The organism is Niallia alba, from assembly GCF_012933555.1.
Lineage (GTDB): Bacteria > Bacillota > Bacilli > Bacillales > Cytobacillaceae > Niallia > Niallia alba.
On record NZ_JABBPK010000001.1, the window covers coordinates 4,118,704 to 4,137,840 of the forward strand.

Sequence of the window (19,137 nt, forward strand, 5' to 3'; positions counted from 1 at the left end):
TTTTATTCGACTCCAAGCCCGAAATCCGAAACTGCCGTCTTAATTGCCTGTAAATCCGTTTTCTTATCATCAAAGGAAACCGTTACTTCGCCCTTGCTTCCACTGACTTTAATGGCTGTTTTGCTAACGCCATCTACCTGTTCCAGGACGCTTTCTACAACAGACGGCGGACAACAATCCATCCCCAAAACCGTGAATGTCCCTGTTTTAGATGTTTCAATGGTAGCTTTTGCTTCCTGCTTAGCATCCATAGTATTTTGTGCTTTTTTTCGTTACTACACGCACTAACCACCAGCAGAAGGGATAATGCCATCATAATCCTGATTATCTGTACTCTCATATATAGCACCCCAATCTTTATAGTCAACTTTCAACTAGAAATAAAAAAAGAAACATGCCGAAAACGAAAAACGTCGTAATCCATAAGCCAATGACAGAACTTTTACTTTTGCCCTTTCTCCCATAAACCATGTAAAACGAGTAAGCAAGAAGGATAATGGTAACGATGCTGAACAATAACCGATACTTTAGTGAATAGAAGGCTAATGCTCCTGCAAATCCAGTTAGTCCAAGAGGAATGAAAATCAGTGGACCTAGGCAGCATGCAGCCATAACAAAAGCTGAAAATACAGTAGCTACTTGCGACACTTTTTCCTTCATGATTTAAACCTCTCCATACTGCAACAATCATGCGTTTTTGTTTCCTTTTTTGTTTCTGGGTCAAGTTTTCTCCAGCCCTTGAAAAGAGCAAAGACAAATAACAGACCCATCACGATGAAAATAACATCTTTAAAGTCCGTGAAGTATGAACCCAGTGCCGTTCCTGCAACCAACGGAAGCAGTAAAAACAGATGACACGGGCATGTGATTAGTGCGACAAGAAACCAGCCTGAACTTTTTATTGTGTTTTTCATCCTGTTTCACCTCTTATTTCTTCATCAATGTTTCAATAATGGGGCATTCGTAAATATCTTTGTTTTCAGGACATCTTTCTTTAAGATCCATCAGCATTTGTTCAATTCTTTTGAGATCTTGAATTTTATGCTGGATGTCTTCTATCTTAAGAACGGTGAAATCATACATATCACGGCACTTTGCTTCATCGCGATCGACGACCCCTAGCAATTTGTCAATTTCATTTAAGCTAAATCCTAATTCCTGCATCCGTTTTATGAAATTCAACCGATCGACCGTTTGTTGTGAATACATTCGGTATCCTTTTTCGGTACGATCAGGCTCTGGAATTAAGCCTAAACGCTCATAATATCGAATGGTCTCTTTGTTAACGTTACACTTCTCAGCGATTTCCCCGACTCGAAAATGCAATTTACTTCACCTCACATATAATATAAACCCTGTACCATAGTACAGGGTCAATATATTTTTTACTACCTTCAATTAAATGATTCCAATACCGAAAACGACCGTTTATGGTACTGATAAATATTTTTTAAAAAACAACCAATTTCTATTAATCTATAGAACCAAAACTCATTCCCAAAATCAAAGTAACATTTTTAGTATCTAATACCGTTTTTGGTGCTAATATAGGGTTATAAACTACTTTTGCAGGTGATGAATGATGATATTTGGTTATGCACGTGTAAGTACGGAGGAACAAAACTTGGATATGCAAGTTGATGCACTTACAAAATTTGGGGTGGAAAAAATTTATAAAGAAAAATTGACCGGAACTAGAAAAGATAAACCCCAACTTGAAGAACTTCTTAAAGTCTTACGCAGTGGCGACAAAATTGTTGTATATAAACTGGATCGTATTTCACGTTCTACAAAACATTTAATTGAACTTAGTGAATTATTCGATGATCTGGGCGTGGATTTTGTCTCTATTAATGACAGTATTGATACTTCAACTGCAATGGGGAAGTTTTTCTTTCGTACAATGGCAAATATTGCAGAGTTAGAACGAGATATTATTAGCGAAAGGACAAAGTCAGGGCTTCAAGCAGCAAGATCCAGAGGAAGGAAAGGTGGCAGACCATCGAAGAAAAAGGACAAAGTTGAAATGGCAATAAAAATGTATAAGAGCAAGGATTATACAATCAACCAAATTACAGAAGCAACAGGAATTAGCAAAACCTCACTGTATAGATACTTAGACAAAGTAAATTAGGCTCATACCAAAATTATTAATAAGGATTGATTTAACTTGAGTGTGAAAGAACTGCTGACACAAGAACAGCGCAAGGAAATTTTAAACCTTAATAATTTATCAGAATTTGAATTTACTTCTTATTACAGTCTATCTGACTATGATATTGATGTTATAAATCGTCATAGAAGAGATCATAATCGCTTAGGGTTCGCACTCCAATTATGCATTCTTAGAAATCCCGGTTGTTCTTTAATTAATATGTTAGAAATACCCGAAAACCTTATTAAATATGTCGCTAATCAAATTAATGTAGATCCAGAGGTTTTCTCTTCATATGCTCAACGTGATACAACTAGACGTGAGCATTTAGAAGAAATACGTCAAGTATATGGATATAGAAACTTTAATAACAGTGATTATCGTACGATTTCTAATGTTCTTTTAAAAGCCGCATTGGAAAATGGGAATTCAATGTATCTAGTACGCACAGCAATTGATTTATTAAGAAAGGAAAAAACAATTCTTCCTGCCATACCAACAATCGAAAGGATGGTTTGGATAGCAAGAACGCGTGCAGAGAAAAAAATATATGCCATACTAACAAGTAATCTTTCCGAAAGACATAAGCGTGAACTAGAAAAGTTAATCGATTTAACGGTAAATAATAATAAAACCCAATTAGCTTGGCTTCGGGAAATTCCCGGACAGTCGTCACCAGATTCTTTTATAAAAGTCATAAAAAGATTAAAGTACATTAAAGAAATGAATATTGCAGCCAATACGGCATTAATACACCCCAATAGACTTTTACAATTGGCACGAATTGGGGCAAGATATGAACCCCATTCTTTTAGAAGATTTAACGAAGATAAAAGATATGCATTATTAGTCGCTCACTTAATCACTCTCTCCCAAGACTTAACTGACCATGCCATTGAAATTCATGATAGACAAATGATGGTGTTACAAGCAAAAGGCAGAAAAACACAAGAAGAGATGCAAAAACAAAATGGAAAGTCAGTAAATGAAAAAGTTGTGCATTACGCAGATATAGGAACGGCTTTAATTAAAGCCAAAGAGGAAGGTATTGATCCCTATGTGGCATTAGAGCAAGTAATGCCGTGGGATAAAATTGTAGAATCGATTGAGGAAGCTAAATTATTATCAAGACCAATGGATTATGATTACCTTGATTTAATAAAAACTCGATATAACTATTTAAGGAAATATACTCCGAGCTTGTTGGATTCTTTAGTGTTCAAATCTACTAAATCAGCAGAGCCTTTATTAAAAGCATTAGATACCATACGCGAATTAAATGATTCTGGAAAAAGGAAAATCCCTGATGGCTCACCTTTGAGTTTTGTTCCTAAACGTTGGCAAAAACATGTTTTTGATGATGAAGGTAACATTAACCGTCAATATTATGAAATGGCTGCCTTAACAGAACTCAAAAACTCTATCCGTTCTGGTGATGTTTGGGTTGAAGGTAGTCGATTACATAAGGATTTTGAAGAATATTTAGTGTCAAAAGATGATTGGGGAAAAGCAAAGACTGAAGGGACTAATATAGCTGTTAATATAAGTTTTGAACAGTATATACAGGAAAGATGCGAAACTTTAAATACTAAACTTCAATGGATTTCTAAAAATATTGATAAAGTTGAAAGTATCAACATTGAAAAACAAAGGATACATATTGAAAGACTTCAAGCTGATACTCCTGAAGAAGCTAGAAATTTCAGCTTATCGCTTTATAATATGCTTCCTAGAGTTAAACTTACTGATTTATTAATGGAGGTAGCTGAATGGACTGGATTTGACGAATCATTTGTTCACGCTTCTTCAAATCAACCCCCTAAAGGTGAGGAAAAGTCTATTGTGATGGCTTCAATAATGGCAATGGGGACAAATATTGGATTAACTAAAATGGCAGAAGCAACTCCTGATATTTCATATCGCCAGATGGCCAATGTTATGCAATGGAGATTACATGAAGATGCGATGACTCGCGCACAAGCTACACTGGTAAATTATCAGCACCGTATATCATTAACTTCATATTGGGGAGATGGGACAACATCATCTTCTGATGGTATGCGTGTTCCTGTCGGTGTATCATCGTTACATGCAGATTCAAATCCGCATTACGGAACTGGGAAAGGTACGACCATTTATCGTTTTACAAGTGATCAGTTTTCTTCCTTTTATGCAAAAGTTATTAATACAAATGCAAGGGATGCCGTACATGTGATAGATGGATTATTACATCATGAATCTGACCTTTCAATTGAAGAGCATTACACTGATACAGCTGGTTACACGGATCAAGTTTTCGGATTAAGTCATTTGTTAGGGTTTCGTTTTGCACCAAGACTAAGAGATATAAGTGACGCTAAATTATATACCATTTCTTCTCCTAATAATTTTTCAAACATAAAAGGCATACTTCGAGGAAAGATTAACACAAACGTTATTAAAGAGAATTTTGATGATGTATTAAGGCTGGCACATTCAATTCGAGAAGGAAGAGTTTCTGGATCATTAATCATGGGGAAATTAAGTTCATATGCAAGACAAAATAAAATAGCTACAGCTCTCAGAGAGATTGGGAGAATTGAAAAAACAATCTTTATTCTTGACTATATAACAAATGAAACATTAAGAAGAAGGATACATCGTGGGTTAAATAAAGGAGAAGCCATGAATGGATTGGCTAGAGCTTTATTTTTTGGTAAACGTGGAGAATTTAGAGAGCGTGGCATACAAGATCAACTACAAAGAGCCAGTGCGTTAAATATATTGATCAATGCAATTAGCGTATGGAATACTGTGTATTTAAGTGAAGTAACAAAAGAATTTAAGAAAAATAATGTCCTAAAAGAAGAATTACTTCCACACATTTCACCTTTAGGATGGGAACATATTAATTTTCTTGGAGAATATAAATTTGATTCAAATAGATTACCAGCTAATTCGCTAAGGCCCTTAAATAGAAACTAATCCCTAACATAAGCCAAATCCCTTAGCGTACAGGTATTTGGCTTTTTTTGTGTCGAATTTTGCTTACCGTACAAAATTTCCGAAATGTTGGCTGTACCCCAACTAAAGATATTTTCATCTTTTCTAGGTTTAACTACACAAAGTAATTTTTTGTTCAATAAATAATCACCCCCAAAAAAGTTATTTTACTTATAAGTTTAAAAGATATAATAATATATAATTGAGTAATCTTAAATCAATTTAAGATTACTCAATTTTTCATTCCGAATAATTATGAAAAACCATTCCGGTCAATTATGAAATTATTCCGGGGAATTAAGAAAAATCACATTTTTACACCGCTTCATTCCCATGAACTTTCTCATCCGGAATCAGCAGTAAGCCTAATTCATGATGATCTCCTTCAAATAAAGCCCTTTGCACAAAACGAATTTCACCATCATTATCAAAGACCTCAAGCTTACAATGGGCTGAATTTTTCTGTAAAGCTATATATAATTGATTTTTATCTTGGACTGGGATGCTATTTACTTTAGAAATCATCTCTCCAATTCTCAACCCCATTTTGTCTGCAGGAGAATCTGGAACAATTCCTAATATTACTACCCCATTGTTTTTTCTAGAAAAATAGAAGGACTGATTTTTTTCTTTATTTCTCTGCTTAATTGTAATCCATTCACGACCTATAATTGCTACTAGCACTAAACCAATAGAAGCAAGTGGAAAGAAATAAGATGCAGCTCCTCCTACTATTACAATAGAACCAAGAATAATAATATTTCGTCCTACATTTCTTAGTGCCCAAAATGGGTGTTCTCCTTGAACTTGCATTTTGGATCCGATCAAGAAAGGAACTAGGATGAGAGAGTATGTTTGGTTTCCAACAGTAAGCATTGGCCACCATTCCAATGGAATTGATAAGATCCCAGAAGGAACAAATAAAAACACTGGCAATATCCATGCTCTTTCTAAAAGATGCACGCCGATAACTTGACCTCGTTTACTCTTCCTTAATCTCGGTGAAGTTCCTTTAACACCATTTCCACGAACAAATATTCCCTCGGAAATAATCAAGAAGCCTAATAAAATGATAGCTGTTGGAAAAATATATTCAGAGGACTGAAGATTACTTTGAGAAAACAAGAAATAATCCCATCCAAGGAAAATCGAAACACTACTTACTATTATTCCTAATCCAGCTGTGTATACAGGTGATAATATTCTTGTTTTCCCAATGAGCGCTAATACAACCGTAAAGATCCCTGTATAAATTATAAATTCCATAGGAACTACTAAGACAAGGCCGATAGAAAGAATGGATATACACAATCCTACGATCAGCCCGAGTGGTACCATTTGCTTTAATTCAAAATAAGCATTCTGTGCTCTTACCGTAAAATTTCTTCTTTCTTTTTTTACTCTATTAACCCCTAAAAAAGCGGCAAATAAAAACGATAAATAAAATACAGGATGCAAAAATAATTTACCAAATCCTTTTAAAAGTTCGAGCAACCAATCTTGCCACATAAAAACTTCCCCCATCCTTACAATAAGCTTCCAATCTATTCATTCCTCTAAGTAAAGGAATTTAATCTTTTTATATTATAAATCTATTATATTCTACTAATATGGTAATAGAAAGACTATGGGCAGAATTATTCTCTCTTTGTTATCTTTTTCTTGTTTGTTTACTAGATTAAATGGAAAAAGAACAATTGATAAAGTGAACCTTCAATCAGTGGGGCTTACTTTCCTTTAATGAAGGATAAGCACCTATGTAATTTATTCTCAACAAAAAAGCCAATAACCTTAAAAGATTATTGACCTCTCTTTCCTGTTAATTCGTTTTAGCAATTGAAGCTTTTACTTTCACAACTACATTTTCTACGGTAAATCCATACTCTTGGAAGAGTTTATCTGCTGGTGCTGATGCACCAAAATGATCAATGGTAATGTGTTCTCCTTTTGCGCCGATATATTCTCTCCAACCTAATGATGCACCAGCTTCAATCGCAACACGAGCCTGAATACTTTCTGGCAAGACGCTTTCTTTGTATGTTTCCGTCTGTTCTGCAAAACGATCCCAGCTTGGCATACTTACCACATTTACTGAAATTCCTTCTTCTGCTAACGCTGCTTGTGCTTTAATAGCAAGAGACACTTCTGAACCAGTTGCTAAGATTAATGCTTGTGCTTCTTCTTTTGCAGCGGAAACGGTATACGCTCCTTTTTTTACCCCTTCATATGCTTCTGCTTTCGTTAACGATAATGTTGGCAAGTTTTGTCGTGTTAATACTAACGCTGTCGGTGTATTTGTACTTTCTAATGCAAGTTGCCATGCTGCTGCTGTTTCTTTGGCATCTGCCGGACGAATAATCGATAGTCCCGGCATAGCGCGAAGTGAAGCTAATTGTTCAATTGGCTCATGAGTTGGACCATCTTCTCCAACAGCAATACTATCATGTGTAAATACATATGTTACCGGCAATTTCATTAATGCTGCTAGACGCATGGCTGGACGTAAATAATCAGAGAATACGAAGAAAGTTGCTCCAAATACTTTCACTCCACCATGCAATGCTAATCCGTTTAAAGCTGCTCCCATTGCAAATTCACGCACACCAAACCAAATATTTCTGCCAGCATAGCCATCAATCGCAAAGTTTTTCTCAGCAGTCATTAATGTTTTATTCGAACCAGCAAGGTCTGCAGATCCACCAAATAAGAATGGGATTTCTTTCGCAGCTGCTTGAATTGTTTTTCCTGAAGAGTCTCTTGTAGCGATAGAATCTCCAGCATTAAATTCAGGTAGCTTTTCTTGTAAATCAACGGGTAGCTCTCCTTTAATCGCACCTTCTAATTGGGTTGCTAATTCTGGATATGCCGTTTTATATCCTTCATATAACTCATTCCAAGCTTGTTCTTTTTCTTCGCCTTCATTAGCCAATTCCGCATAATGCTTCGAAACTTCTGTTGGAATATGGAATGCTTCTTCATATTGCCAACCATATGCTTGCTTTGCCAACGCTGTTTCAGAAGCTCCTAACGGCGCACCATGTGAGGCAGATTTTCCACCTTTGTTTGGTGAACCATAACCAATAACTGTTTTCACTTCGATTAATGTAGGAATATCTGATTGTTTTGCTTTTGTGATGGCTTTATGAATTTCCTCTACATCATTTCCATCTTCCACTCGAATTACTTCCCAACCATAAGCTTCAAAACGTTTTTGAACACTTTCAGAGAATGATAGATGCAAATCACCATCTAGGGAAATATCATTGGAATCATATAATACTACTAATCTACCTAACTTTAAGTGACCAGCAAGGGATGCAGCTTCAGCAGAAACGCCCTCCATTAAATCACCGTCCCCGCAAATGCTATACGTATAGTGATCTACTACTGGAAAATTGTCTTTATTATATGTTTCTGCCAAATGCCTTTCCGCCATTGCCATCCCCACTGCCATTGCAATACCTTGTCCTAATGGACCAGTAGTTGCTTCAACACCTGGTGTATGTCCGAATTCTGGATGGCCTGGAGTTTTGCTTTCCCATTGACGGAAGTTCTTTAAGTCATCAATAGTAACACCATAATTAAATAGATGTAACAAGCTATAAAGAAGCATAGAACCATGTCCTGCTGATAAAACAAAACGGTCACGGTTGAACCAATTTGGATTAGCTGGATTATGATTCATTTCTTTTGCCCATAATGCATAAGCCATTGGAGCTGCCCCCATCGGCATTCCTGGGTGACCAGAATTTGATTTTTCAATGGCATCAATCGATAAAGTACGAATCGTATTAACTGCTAGTTTTTCTACATTTGTCACAACTGTGTTACTCATATTATCATTCCTTCATATTTTTTATTTTGGTAAAGAACGCCATCTTTTTTCACCATTATTTCTCCTGTAGGATGATGATTGTTTAACCACAATACAATCGTTTCTGCTATTTCATTTGCTAATATTCGGTCAATCGTTGTTGGATTTGTTCCCATACAAAGTGCTTCATCAATTTCTGTGTATTTCCAATCCACATTCAAATGATTAATTAAATGCTCTTTCACTCTTTCTCTGTTTGTATGACTGTATACTAATACAGAGGACGTATGAACATGGTTAAAACTACCATCAATTTTATTGGATAAAAGCTCCCCTTCTTCTCGTTCAAATGGATTTGCTATAAAATGTCCATCTACTGCCATCGAGATATCTTCAAGCATATTAATCGATGGTGATGGTGATCCTTTAATTGAAAAGCCAAATAATCTTGGTTTCTCATATTTTAAGGAGTGAATCGTGTCTTTCACTTTTAGAATCATTTGCGTAATACTATTAATAGCCGTGTCATAGCCTAAAGACCAATCAGAACCTTCGATATCGTTATATATAGAAACAGGAACATATAACGAATGGATTTTTCCGCTTCTTACTAATGATTTCTGCCATTGTTCTTTTGCCTGAGCATCACCAATAAAAATAATACTATCCATTGGGGCACAAATTTCTTCCCACCTCACGTTAACTGATAATGTTGAAGGCTTCAGCACTGACTCACTAAGATAGGGAGAATCATTATTTACAATAAATTCAAGATAGTCTGCTGCTCCTGTTTCTTTCTTTACTTCAATCCCAAACAATTGATGGCATGGAGCCAATTCATTAAACATTTTGTGAATAATTTGTTTAACTCCTGCAGGTAGTACCCCCGCAATAATGATGCCTACTTTCACAAAGATGCCTCCTGTTTATCCTTATTTATCAAGCCTCATAGATTTCTATTCCATTAGCTGTTTAACATCCTTTTATCTTTGTAATTATCTTTTTCTATGGCTTTTTCGTAAAGTTTGTTGCTATCGCCCGCAGCCGGAATACACTTCGCTTTCCGCGGGGCTCGCGCTGAGCCGCTACGCTCCTGCTTTCTTCTCAGACTGTCTCGATAATCCCACTGGAGTCTATATGTATTCCGGCTACTCTATTTTTCCAACTAATTCATTTTTCCTTTTGAAAAAACAACAATCTTATAGAAAACTGCCTTTTCTATCAACAAAGATGTTTCTCTAATTCGCCAATAGCTCCAACTCTTTTTTCATGTCTGCCACCTAAAAATTCCGCTTGGAGCCATGTTTCTACTATTAATACTGCTAATCCTTCTCCTGTAACTCTCTCTCCTAAACAAAGGACATTACTATTATTATGTTCTCTTGTAGCCTTTGCTGAGAATACATCACCGACTACAGCGGCACGGATTCCCTTTATTTTATTTGCTGCAATACTCATTCCAATACCAGTCCCACAACAAAGAATTCCTAATTCATTTTTACCTGCCATAATGGATTCTCCTACTTTTCTTGCGTAGTCTGGAAAATCAACACTTTCTCTACTATGACAGCCAAAATCCTCCACTTCTATTTCTTGCTCCAATAAATATTTTTTTACTGCTTCTTTTAATGAAAATCCACCATGATCACATGCAATGGCTAACTTCATGCTCCTCATCCTTTCTATTAATCAACTCTATTAGCTAGATAAGCTATTCACCTAATAAAAACCTAGCAATAGAGGATTTCATGAAACAATTAACTTCCATTACATTCCATTATTCTTCTTGACATGTTCATTTTATCACATGAAATACAGCTTATTGTATACGTTTTCATCTTCAATATTGTCTACCCTTTTGTAAACTATAGTGATTTGGTATTTCCATTTATCCAAGTAAACAAATAAAAATACTCCACTTTAACGATGTAAGAGGAGTATTTTTTATCTTATTGCAGTGCTTATGATTCAATTAAAACTTTTATTTCGTCACCAGCCATTACTTTTTCAAAACCATTGCGCCATTCTTCAAGTGATACGACTTTTGTAATCATTTTATCGGTATCAATTTTTCCATCCTCAAGTAATTTCAAAGCAATATCCCAAGAGCTAGGTTTTTGAGAACGACATCCGATATAGTTAATTTCTCGTTGAATGATAGATTCTTGATCAATCTCATTTGTTTTATTCGCAAATAGTCCTACTTGGACGAAAGTACCTTTTTTCTTCGTTAATGCAAGACCTTGGTTTACGGCTGGAACAGCACCAGAGCAATCAAACACTTTATCCGCGCCATAACCATTGGTATGTTGATTAACAATTTCGCTCAAATCTTCTTGTAAAAGATCAACCACAACATCTATGCCCAACTCTTTTGCAAGATCTAATCTTTTTCTATCTTTTGTGATTCCAGCCAAAATAACGAAGGCACCTTGTGCTTTTACTACTTGGCTTAATAACAATCCAATTGGACCAGGACCGAATACTAATACAGTATCGTTTTCTTCAATTGTTGTTTTTTCTAATGCTGCATGGACACAACAAGCTAATGGCTCTGTCAGTGCTGCTGCTTCTAGGCTAACATTCTCATTTAATACATGTACACTTTCTTCTCTAGCAATCACATACTCTGCCATACTACCATTTACTTGTGTACCAAGACCTGTTCGGTTTGGACATAGGTTATAGTCTTTTTCTTGGCAATAAATGCATTCTCCACAAGTTGTAAAGGTTGTTTCACTTGTTACTCGGTCACCGACTTTTACTGTGGAGACATCTTTACCAACTTCTACTACTACACCAGAAAATTCATGACCCAATACTACAGGAGTATTTTTGCTATTGTATTCACCTTTAAAAGTATGGATATCCGAACCACAAATACCTGTATAAGCAACTTTTATTTTTACTTTATCATCATAAGCAGAGGGCTCATCAATATCGACTAGCTCCATTTCATCATAGCCAGATTTTAATTTTGTTACAGCTTTCATTGCATAAATCCTCCTCGTTATTTTTAATGGCTATTTCCGTAAAGTTTGTTGCTGTTGAAAACAACATTCTTTAGAAAATAGCCTTTTTAATCAATTAAATATGGATTAAATTACACCTTGGAAAAGTTGAGAAACCTTTAAAACTAACCAGTTCAGCAAGTTTCCTCCAGTGTCTAAATTGGATACTTGAGTAGCTCCGCCCGGCATTTCAAATGATCCACCTGCAAGCATTTGAGTAAATACTGGTGCAAAATCTGTTGCCATATATAGGGAAAGCGCTATCATAATTGTACCCACAATAACGGAGTGGATGATATTTCCTTTTCTAGAACCAACAATGAATGCTACTAAAAATGGAATGGTTGCTAAGTCTCCAAAAGGTAGCACTTGGTTACCTGGAAGAACTACTGCTAAGAACAATGTAATTGGTACTAAAATAAGTGCAGTTGCCATAACTGCTGGATGTCCTACAGCTAATGCTGCATCTAGACCAATATATAATTCTCTGCCAGCATAACGTTTTCTTAAATACTCACGTGCAGCTTCAGAAATTGGTAATAAACCTTCCATTAAGATCTTAACCATACGCGGTAATAATAGCATAACGGCACCCATTGAAATACCAACTTGGAATACGTCGCCTACGTTGTAACCAGCTAAAATACCAATGACAATTCCTAAGATAAAGCCCATCATCATAGGCTCTCCGAAAATACCCATTCTTTTTTGAATAACATCCGGATCTGCTTTTATCTTTTGAAGTCCTGGGATTTTTTCAATCAATAAACCTATTAAAATACCAAGTGGTGCAAATGATGCTGTTGAAGCTGTTGGAAATGTAATACCTGGTAAACCGTAAAATTTTTCAACCATTGGCTGTGTTTTATCTGCAATAATTAATACAATTACTTCATAAACTACCGCACAAAGGATTGCAAATATCCAGCTATTTGTTAAAATATAACCAGTTGCACCAGCGGCGATAAAATGCCAGTAATTCCAAATATCTACATTTAATGTTTTTGTTAATTTTAAGAAAATCATTAATAAGTTTACGCCCAAACAAATCGGTAAAAGAATTGCTGCAACTGGTGATGCCCAAGCACCTGCTGCCGCCGCTGGCCAACCAGCATCAATTACGTGTAAATTCAAGCCAAATCTTTCAACCATTGCTTGTGCAGCTGGCCCTAAGCTGCCTGTTAGAACTCCAATAACTAAGTTAATGCCGACAAAACCAATTCCAATTGTTAAACCTGAACGAAATGCCTTTTTGAATCCTGTACGAAAAATAAGTCCAATAATAAGTATGGCAATTGGCAAGATAACGGTTGGTCCTAAACTTAGGACGTACTGTACTCCATCTAAAAGTTGACCCATTTTGAATCTCCTCTCATCATATGTTATTTATATTTGTGTATCCTATACACCACTTTTGGAAAGGGATTGTAGTAGGCAGGTTTCCCCGCCTCTACTTTTTGGCAAGATGTTCTTCTAGGATGTAACCCTTTTTAAGAAATTACTTTTTAAAATGACCAAGAATTTGCTGATCAATTTGCTCCATACCGATTCCACTAATATAACCAGTTGCTACAATAGCAGGAATATCATATTGTTTTGGAAGGATTGTTGTTGATACAATTAAATCTGCATCTGCTTGAAGTGAAGAAACCTCTGCTATTTTACATTGAACTACTTCAGCGTTTAAGTTATTATCTTTCACCAAATTTTCTACACGGTTACATACTACTGTTGATGTTGCAATACCAGCTCCACAAGCTACAAGAATTTTACCTTTTTTCATTTTAATAATCTCCCTTCAATTTTCGTAATATCTATATAGAAGCAATTCATTTTTTTGCTATCTAACCTTTTATGCATTTCATTATTTTTTTAAATAACTTAAAATTTCTTTGTCTAATTCTTCCATTCCTATCCCACTAATATAAGCGGTTGCACTAAGAGCCGGAATCGAATATTTTGTTGGTAATATTGTGCTCGAAACGATTAAATCTGCATTAGACTGTAAACTAGCAACTTCTGCTATTTTGCATTGAACAAGCTCCACCTTTAGATTTTCTCGTTCAACTAATTCTTCTAAATGATCAAGAACAACAGTCGATGTAGCAATCCCTGCGCCACAAGCAACCAGTATTGTTTGCCTGTTCAATTTACTCACCACCCTTTCAGGAAACGTTAATACTTTGAAATAATGCTGTTATATCTGATTTATCCTTCGCATGAATAAGCTTTTCTAAATGATCTTCTACTTGGATTACCTGCATTAATTCTTGTAGAACTTCAATTTGACTATGTGGCTGATTCAGGCCAAGCATCAATACCGCCTGAACTTCCGTTGTTTTTGTGTTATCTTCCATTAAATGAAAGGATACGGGTTTTTCTAAAACTGAAACAGCGATAAATTGCTCCACTACATGCTCCGGATCAGTATGAGGGATAGCGATACTATACTCATTGACACTTAGTCCTGTTGGGAAGATCGATTCTCTCTCCTTAATTTTTGGTAGGAATGTTTCTTTTACAAAACCCTGCTCATATGCCTTTTCAAACATTGCATTAAAAAGCTGATCTTGATTTTCCACCTTTAATCCGACGTTCACTAAGCTTTCTTTAATAAATGAAGCAACTGCCATTTTAAACTCCTCCACTTTCACTTAACTTTAAGAATATTTTTTGATAATTTCATATAATTGCTCTGGATTTTTGCTGATCTTTAGATTACTGATTTCTTCGCCATTTTTTGATATGCTCATAAGCTGTCTTAGCGCGTAAAGATGTTTATGCTTATCTGTAGATGCAAGCACTACGATAAAATGGACTCTAACCTTCTCATTAAATGGGATACCATCTTCTATTTTTAATAAGCTCATGCCGACTCTATTTACGCCAGCTTCAGGATCAGCATGAGGAATGGCAATCACATTTCTTAATACGATATGTTGAACCATTGCTGGATACTGTTTCAACATTTCTTCTACATAATTTTCTGTGATGCTTCCATTTTTCAATAGCTGACCAGCTGCTATTTGTATTCCTTGCTGCCAGTCTTCTACGCTTTGTACGACTGTAATCATTTCAGGAGTTAGTAAAGATGCGAGCGATAAATCCGTTTTTGTCATTGGCTCCTGAGTTTCACTGGTTGTCGTAATAGTAAAATGTTCTTGCAACGCATCTCTCAAAGATTCTTTATCCTTTATAGACGCATATTTCTCGATTTTCCCCATTAATTGCTCAATATTTATTACACTTGTATTTAAGTCAAATATTTCTCTAAGTACCCTCTGTCTAAGTTGAACTTTTTCAAAGTCTGATAGTATCCGATTGATAACAAATTGCTTTGTATCCGTTTGTAATGGTACTGGTGAAAAAATAATATCAACTTGATAATTGAGTTGGTGAAACTCCCGAATCGATAAAGCTTGATGAAAATAAAATTCAGGAAATAATTCACGTAGGGTGCTTTCCATTAGACGCGAGATAGATACACCGTTAGGACAAACAACAACTGCTTTCTTCTTCTTCTGAATGGTTTCTCCTGAGCTAATTAAATGTCCTCCAACAAAAATAGTGATGAACATTAATTCACTTTCTGGTATTGGACATCCTATATATTCTTCTACTGGAGCAATCGAATCCTTTACAATAAAATGAATCGTTTCGAATTCTTCGCTTACTTTTTCCATCATTGTGTAATTCGTCGATAGATTGTATTTCATTCGGTAATAAGCAGGCTTCATATGAAGTACTAACCTTTCAAGTAATGCCGCTTTATCCTTAAATGCAATACATGCTTTGTACTCAAAAGTATGAAGAAATGTTTCCAAAGCTTTCGTTAACTCCGGGATTTGGTGATCAGCTAAGAATTGTGCTGATAATATCTTGGATGTTAACAGCTGCAAGGTCATAAACAGATGTTCTTCTTTCGGAATATGTTTAATATCTTTAATCAAAATCTCAGCTGCAATAAATTCTTTCGTATCAGATAAGGAACGATAATCAATATGGTAAAAATCCTGGATTACTTTTCCTTTTTGTATACGCTTTAATATTACAGCTAAAATATATGGCAATAAGTTAATTCGTTCATCAATGAATTGGAGATTTAAACTACATTCGACTTCTGCTAGTCTTTCTTTTATCGTAATCAAATTATCTTTAGGTACATTGATAAACTTTTGAATATATATTTCGCCATTATATATAGATAAGATATTTTCTAGTACTTCCACTAATAGTTTACGAACATTCCATTCCTTCCCTTTTAACTCATAACCTTTCATTCTTGAATAACTAACCTCAAGTTCATAAGGCTCAATCATTTGCTGAACTGTTTTCATATCCCGAAGAATCGTATTTTTACTTACCCCTAAGGCACTAGTAAAATGAAGTAAGGACAGCTCATCATCGCTACTGATAATATACAATAGAATAAATTGAGCTCTTTCTGTTTCAGATGGGATATAATGCTTATCCGCTTGTTCATCTGTCTTTTCAGCGAATAACTCCATAATGACTGGACTAATAATGAACTTTCCGCCATTTGTTCTTTTAATAGCAGGATAATTATTCGATTCTAGCCAATCATTGATCTTCTGAAAACTGTAACTAACTTGTCTTCTTGATAGGTGAAATTTTTTCTCTAGCTTTATGTTGGAAGTATCAGGATTGCTTAATACTTCCTTTAATAAAATATTACTTCTTTCGTCAAGATACATTATCTATCACCTCTTAACTTGATTTCATTGTAGCATGGATGAAAAAGATATTGTATCCGTTTTCATTTCCATAACTAGTTTGTGAATTGTGTCACTAAGTGATTAACTTGCACAAACAGCTTTCCCTTCTCTATTTTTTTTGCTGAAGGAATTGTTGCCAAATTTGATAAAACTATGTATAAATCTCTATAAGCATATTACTTATTTTGACTGTATTTATCTACTTTTTCCAGCTAAACTATCGCTAAAATTGACACCTGCTACTAAGACAAAATTTATTTAATAACATTTTTATAGATCCTTTCTTTAAATTCTCCTGCACAAAAAAGAAGCTAATAACCATCTTTGATGGTCATTAGCTTCTTTCTTTTCACCAAGTACATTTCCCTTGATTATTTTGTTTTTGCGATAGAAGATTTTACTTTCGCAACTACATTTTCTACCGTAAATCCATACTCTTGGAAAAGTTTATCTGCAGGAGCAGATGCACCGAAATGATCAATCGTAATATGCTCTCCTTTAGAACCAATGTATTCTCTCCAACCAAGAGATGCACCAGCTTCAATTGCAACACGTGCTTGAACACTTTCTGGTAATACACTTTCTTTGTATTCAGCAGATTGTTTTTCAAAACGATCCCAGCTTGGCATACTTACCACATTTACTGAAATTCCTTCTTCTGCTAACGCTGCTTGTGCGTTCATTGCAAGAGATACTTCAGAACCAGATGCTAAGATTAATGCTTGAGCTGCTTCTTTACCAGTTGAAACAGTGTAAGCACCTTTTTTCACACCTTCATATGCTTCTGCTTTTGTTAAGTCTAATGTTGGCAAGTTTTGACGTGTTAATACAAGAGCTGTCGGTGTATCTGTGCTTTCTACAGCAAGTTGCCATGCAGCAGCTGTTTCTTTTGCGTCTGCTGGACGAATGATAGAAAGTCCTGGCATTGCTCGTAGAGAAGCTAGTTGCTCAACTGGCTCATGAGTTGGACCATCTTCACCAACTGCGATACTATCATGTGTGAATACATACGTTACTGGTAATTTCATCAATGCTGCTAAACGGATTGCTGGACGTAAATAATCAGAGAATACGAAGAATGTTGCTCCAAATACTTTCACACCACCATGAAGTGCTAAACCATTTAGCGCTGCTCCCATAGCAAATTCACGTACACCAAACCAAATATTTCTGCCAGCATAGCCATCAATCGCAAAGTTCTTCTCACTAGTTATTAATGTTTTGTTTGAACCAGCAAGGTCTGCAGATCCACCAAAGAAAGAAGGTACCGCACTAGCAATAGCTTGAATTGTTTTACCAGAAGAGTCTCTTGTTGCCATAGAATCTCCAGCGTTAAATTCAGGTAAGCTCTCTTGTAAACCTTCAGGTAGCTCGCCTTTGATAGCTGTTTCTAATTGAGTTGCTAGCTCTGGATAAGCAGCTTTATAGCCTTCATATAATTCGTTCCAAGCTTTTTCTTTATCTGCGCCTTCTTGCGCTAATGCTGTATAGTGCTCAGAAACTTCTGTCGGAACATGGAATGCCTCTTCATATGACCAACCATATGTTTGTTTCGTTAATTGTGTTTCAGAAGCTCCTAGTGGTGCACCGTGTGATGCTGATTTTCCACCTTTATTTGGAGAACCATAACCAATTACTGTTTTCACTTCGATTAATGTAGGTACAGCTGATTTTTTTGCTTGCGCAATTGCTGCTTGAATTTCTGTTAAGTCATTGCCATCTTCGACGCGAATAACTTCCCATCCATATGCTTCAAAACGTTTTTGGACACTCTCAGAGAAAGAAAGATTTAAATCTCCATCTAAAGAAATATCATTTGAATCATATAAAACTACTAATCTGCCTAATTTTAAGTGACCTGCAAGTGAAGCAGCTTCTGCAGATACACCTTCCATTAAATCACCATCACCACAAATGCTGTACGTATAGTGGTCTACCACTGGATAATTTTCTTTATTATATGTTTCTGCTAAATGTCTTTCTGCCATTGCCATCCCCACTGCCATTGCAATACCTTGTCCTAATGGACCAGTAGTTGCTTCAACACCTGGTGTATGTCCGAATTCTGGATGACCTGGAGTTTTGCTTCCCCATTGACGGAAGTTCTTTAAATCATCAATTGAAACACCATAATTGAATAAATGTAACAAGCTATATAGAAGCATAGAACCATGTCCTGCTGATAACACAAAGCGGTCACGGTTGAACCAGTTAGGGTTAGCTGGATTATGATTCATTTCTTTTGCCCATAGTGTATATGCCATTGGAGCTGCCCCCATCGGCATTCCTGGGTGACCAGAATTTGATTTTTCAATAGCGTCGATTGATAAAGTACGAATCGTATTAATTGCTAATTGTTCAATATTTGTTTTTACTTGATTACTCATTTTCCTCATCCTTTTTTGATTTATTTAATGCTAAACCTAAACTATTGAATGG

At 35.7% G+C, this 19,137-nt stretch carries 17 protein-coding genes; 2 read left to right on the plus strand and 15 right to left on the minus strand.

Annotation, left to right across the window (positions count from 1 at the left end):
- Positions 1-2: 2 nt before the first annotated feature.
- From merP to merR1, 4 genes are all read right to left on the minus strand, one after another.
- Positions 3-251 (minus strand): mercury resistance system substrate-binding protein MerP, encoded by a 249-nt coding sequence (merP, locus tag HHU08_RS19735; RefSeq protein WP_169189106.1) that lies wholly within the window; start codon positions 249-251, stop codon positions 3-5.
- A 112-nt stretch (positions 252-363) separates the two neighbouring features.
- The gene (gene merT / locus HHU08_RS19740) at positions 364-660 is read right to left on the minus strand and encodes a mercuric transport protein MerT (RefSeq protein ID WP_169189107.1); all 297 of its coding nucleotides are present in this window, start codon (positions 658-660) and stop codon (positions 364-366) included.
- Positions 657-914, minus strand: a complete 258-nt coding sequence (locus HHU08_RS19745) for a hypothetical protein (protein WP_169189108.1) — start codon at positions 912-914, stop codon at positions 657-659. Before HHU08_RS19745 ends, merT begins: the two co-directional genes overlap by 4 nt.
- 13 nt (positions 915-927) lie before the next feature.
- Positions 928-1,326, minus strand: a complete 399-nt coding sequence (merR1, locus tag HHU08_RS19750) for a mercury resistance transcriptional regulator MerR1 (RefSeq protein ID WP_047914436.1) — start codon at positions 1,324-1,326, stop codon at positions 928-930.
- A gap of 256 nt (positions 1,327-1,582) precedes the next feature.
- Between merR1 and HHU08_RS19755 the strand changes: the two genes are divergently transcribed.
- Both HHU08_RS19755 and HHU08_RS19760 read left to right on the plus strand, forming a co-directional pair.
- Positions 1,583-2,134: a recombinase family protein gene (locus tag HHU08_RS19755; protein WP_169189717.1), complete on the plus strand. Its 552-nt coding sequence runs from the start codon at positions 1,583-1,585 to the stop codon at positions 2,132-2,134.
- A 36-nt stretch (positions 2,135-2,170) separates the two neighbouring features.
- Positions 2,171-5,119 carry a Tn3 family transposase gene (locus HHU08_RS19760; protein ID WP_169189109.1) on the plus strand — a complete coding sequence of 983 codons (2,949 nt, stop codon included), beginning with the start codon at positions 2,171-2,173 and terminating at the stop codon, positions 5,117-5,119.
- A 333-nt stretch (positions 5,120-5,452) separates the two neighbouring features.
- On the opposite strand, the gene HHU08_RS19765 is transcribed toward HHU08_RS19760, so the two are convergent.
- The 11 genes from HHU08_RS19765 to tkt (HHU08_RS19815) form a co-directional block, all read right to left on the minus strand.
- Complete coding sequence (locus HHU08_RS19765; protein ID WP_169189110.1) at positions 5,453-6,646, minus strand: PDZ domain-containing protein; 1,194 nt, start codon at positions 6,644-6,646, stop codon at positions 5,453-5,455.
- Between the two features lie 310 nt (positions 6,647-6,956).
- Positions 6,957-8,972, minus strand: a complete 2,016-nt coding sequence (tkt, locus tag HHU08_RS19770; RefSeq protein WP_169189111.1) for a transketolase — start codon at positions 8,970-8,972, stop codon at positions 6,957-6,959.
- Positions 8,969-9,862: a 6-phosphofructokinase gene (locus HHU08_RS19775; RefSeq protein WP_169189112.1), complete on the minus strand. Its 894-nt coding sequence runs from the start codon at positions 9,860-9,862 to the stop codon at positions 8,969-8,971. The genes tkt (HHU08_RS19770) and HHU08_RS19775 overlap by 4 nt, the downstream gene beginning before the upstream one ends.
- A gap of 310 nt (positions 9,863-10,172) precedes the next feature.
- The gene (gene rpiB / locus HHU08_RS19780) at positions 10,173-10,619 is read right to left on the minus strand and encodes a ribose 5-phosphate isomerase B (protein WP_101729313.1); all 447 of its coding nucleotides are present in this window, start codon (positions 10,617-10,619) and stop codon (positions 10,173-10,175) included.
- A gap of 293 nt (positions 10,620-10,912) precedes the next feature.
- Entirely contained in the window at positions 10,913-11,944 is a 1,032-nt protein-coding gene (locus HHU08_RS19785; RefSeq protein ID WP_101729314.1) for a zinc-binding dehydrogenase, read from the minus strand.
- Between the two features lie 105 nt (positions 11,945-12,049).
- The gene (locus HHU08_RS19790) at positions 12,050-13,321 is read right to left on the minus strand and encodes a PTS galactitol transporter subunit IIC (protein WP_016203428.1); all 1,272 of its coding nucleotides are present in this window, start codon (positions 13,319-13,321) and stop codon (positions 12,050-12,052) included.
- Positions 13,322-13,460: 139 nt separating this feature from the next.
- Positions 13,461-13,745 carry a PTS sugar transporter subunit IIB gene (locus HHU08_RS19795; protein ID WP_016203429.1) on the minus strand — a complete coding sequence of 95 codons (285 nt, stop codon included), beginning with the start codon at positions 13,743-13,745 and terminating at the stop codon, positions 13,461-13,463.
- 81 nt (positions 13,746-13,826) lie between these two features.
- Complete coding sequence (locus tag HHU08_RS19800) at positions 13,827-14,111, minus strand: PTS sugar transporter subunit IIB (protein ID WP_016203430.1); 285 nt, start codon at positions 14,109-14,111, stop codon at positions 13,827-13,829.
- A 16-nt stretch (positions 14,112-14,127) separates the two neighbouring features.
- Positions 14,128-14,595 carry a PTS sugar transporter subunit IIA gene (locus HHU08_RS19805; protein WP_016203431.1) on the minus strand — a complete coding sequence of 156 codons (468 nt, stop codon included), beginning with the start codon at positions 14,593-14,595 and terminating at the stop codon, positions 14,128-14,130.
- A gap of 27 nt (positions 14,596-14,622) precedes the next feature.
- Positions 14,623-16,677 carry a BglG family transcription antiterminator gene (locus tag HHU08_RS19810; RefSeq protein ID WP_101729315.1) on the minus strand — a complete coding sequence of 685 codons (2,055 nt, stop codon included), beginning with the start codon at positions 16,675-16,677 and terminating at the stop codon, positions 14,623-14,625.
- A 392-nt stretch (positions 16,678-17,069) separates the two neighbouring features.
- The gene (gene tkt / locus HHU08_RS19815; protein WP_169189113.1) at positions 17,070-19,085 is read right to left on the minus strand and encodes a transketolase; all 2,016 of its coding nucleotides are present in this window, start codon (positions 19,083-19,085) and stop codon (positions 17,070-17,072) included.
- Between the last annotated feature and the right edge of the window lie 52 nt (positions 19,086-19,137).

Excerpts from the sequence above, each read along its gene's own strand:
- HHU08_RS19745 (WP_169189108.1), bottom strand. The coding sequence starts at position 914 with ATGAAAAACACAATAAAAAGTTCAGGCTGGTTTCTTGTCGCACTAATC.
- HHU08_RS19805 (WP_016203431.1), bottom strand. The coding sequence starts at position 14,595 with ATGGCAGTTGCTTCATTTATTAAAGAAAGCTTAGTGAACGTCGGATTA.
- HHU08_RS19790 (WP_016203428.1), bottom strand. The coding sequence starts at position 13,321 with ATGGGTCAACTTTTAGATGGAGTACAGTACGTCCTAAGTTTAGGACCA.
- HHU08_RS19795 (WP_016203429.1), bottom strand. The coding sequence starts at position 13,745 with ATGAAAAAAGGTAAAATTCTTGTAGCTTGTGGAGCTGGTATTGCAACA.
- HHU08_RS19765 (WP_169189110.1), bottom strand. The coding sequence starts at position 6,646 with ATGTGGCAAGATTGGTTGCTCGAACTTTTAAAAGGATTTGGTAAATTA.
- merP (WP_169189106.1), bottom strand. The coding sequence starts at position 251 with ATGGATGCTAAGCAGGAAGCAAAAGCTACCATTGAAACATCTAAAACA.
- HHU08_RS19755 (WP_169189717.1), top strand. The coding sequence starts at position 1,583 with ATGATATTTGGTTATGCACGTGTAAGTACGGAGGAACAAAACTTGGAT.
- tkt (WP_169189113.1), bottom strand. The coding sequence starts at position 19,085 with ATGAGTAATCAAGTAAAAACAAATATTGAACAATTAGCAATTAATACG.
- HHU08_RS19785 (WP_101729314.1), bottom strand. The coding sequence starts at position 11,944 with ATGAAAGCTGTAACAAAATTAAAATCTGGCTATGATGAAATGGAGCTA.
- HHU08_RS19810 (WP_101729315.1), bottom strand. The coding sequence starts at position 16,677 with ATGTATCTTGACGAAAGAAGTAATATTTTATTAAAGGAAGTATTAAGC.
- rpiB (WP_101729313.1), bottom strand. The coding sequence starts at position 10,619 with ATGAAGTTAGCCATTGCATGTGATCATGGTGGATTTTCATTAAAAGAA.
- merT (WP_169189107.1), bottom strand. The coding sequence starts at position 660 with ATGAAGGAAAAAGTGTCGCAAGTAGCTACTGTATTTTCAGCTTTTGTT.
- tkt (WP_169189111.1), bottom strand. The coding sequence starts at position 8,972 with ATGAGTAACACAGTTGTGACAAATGTAGAAAAACTAGCAGTTAATACG.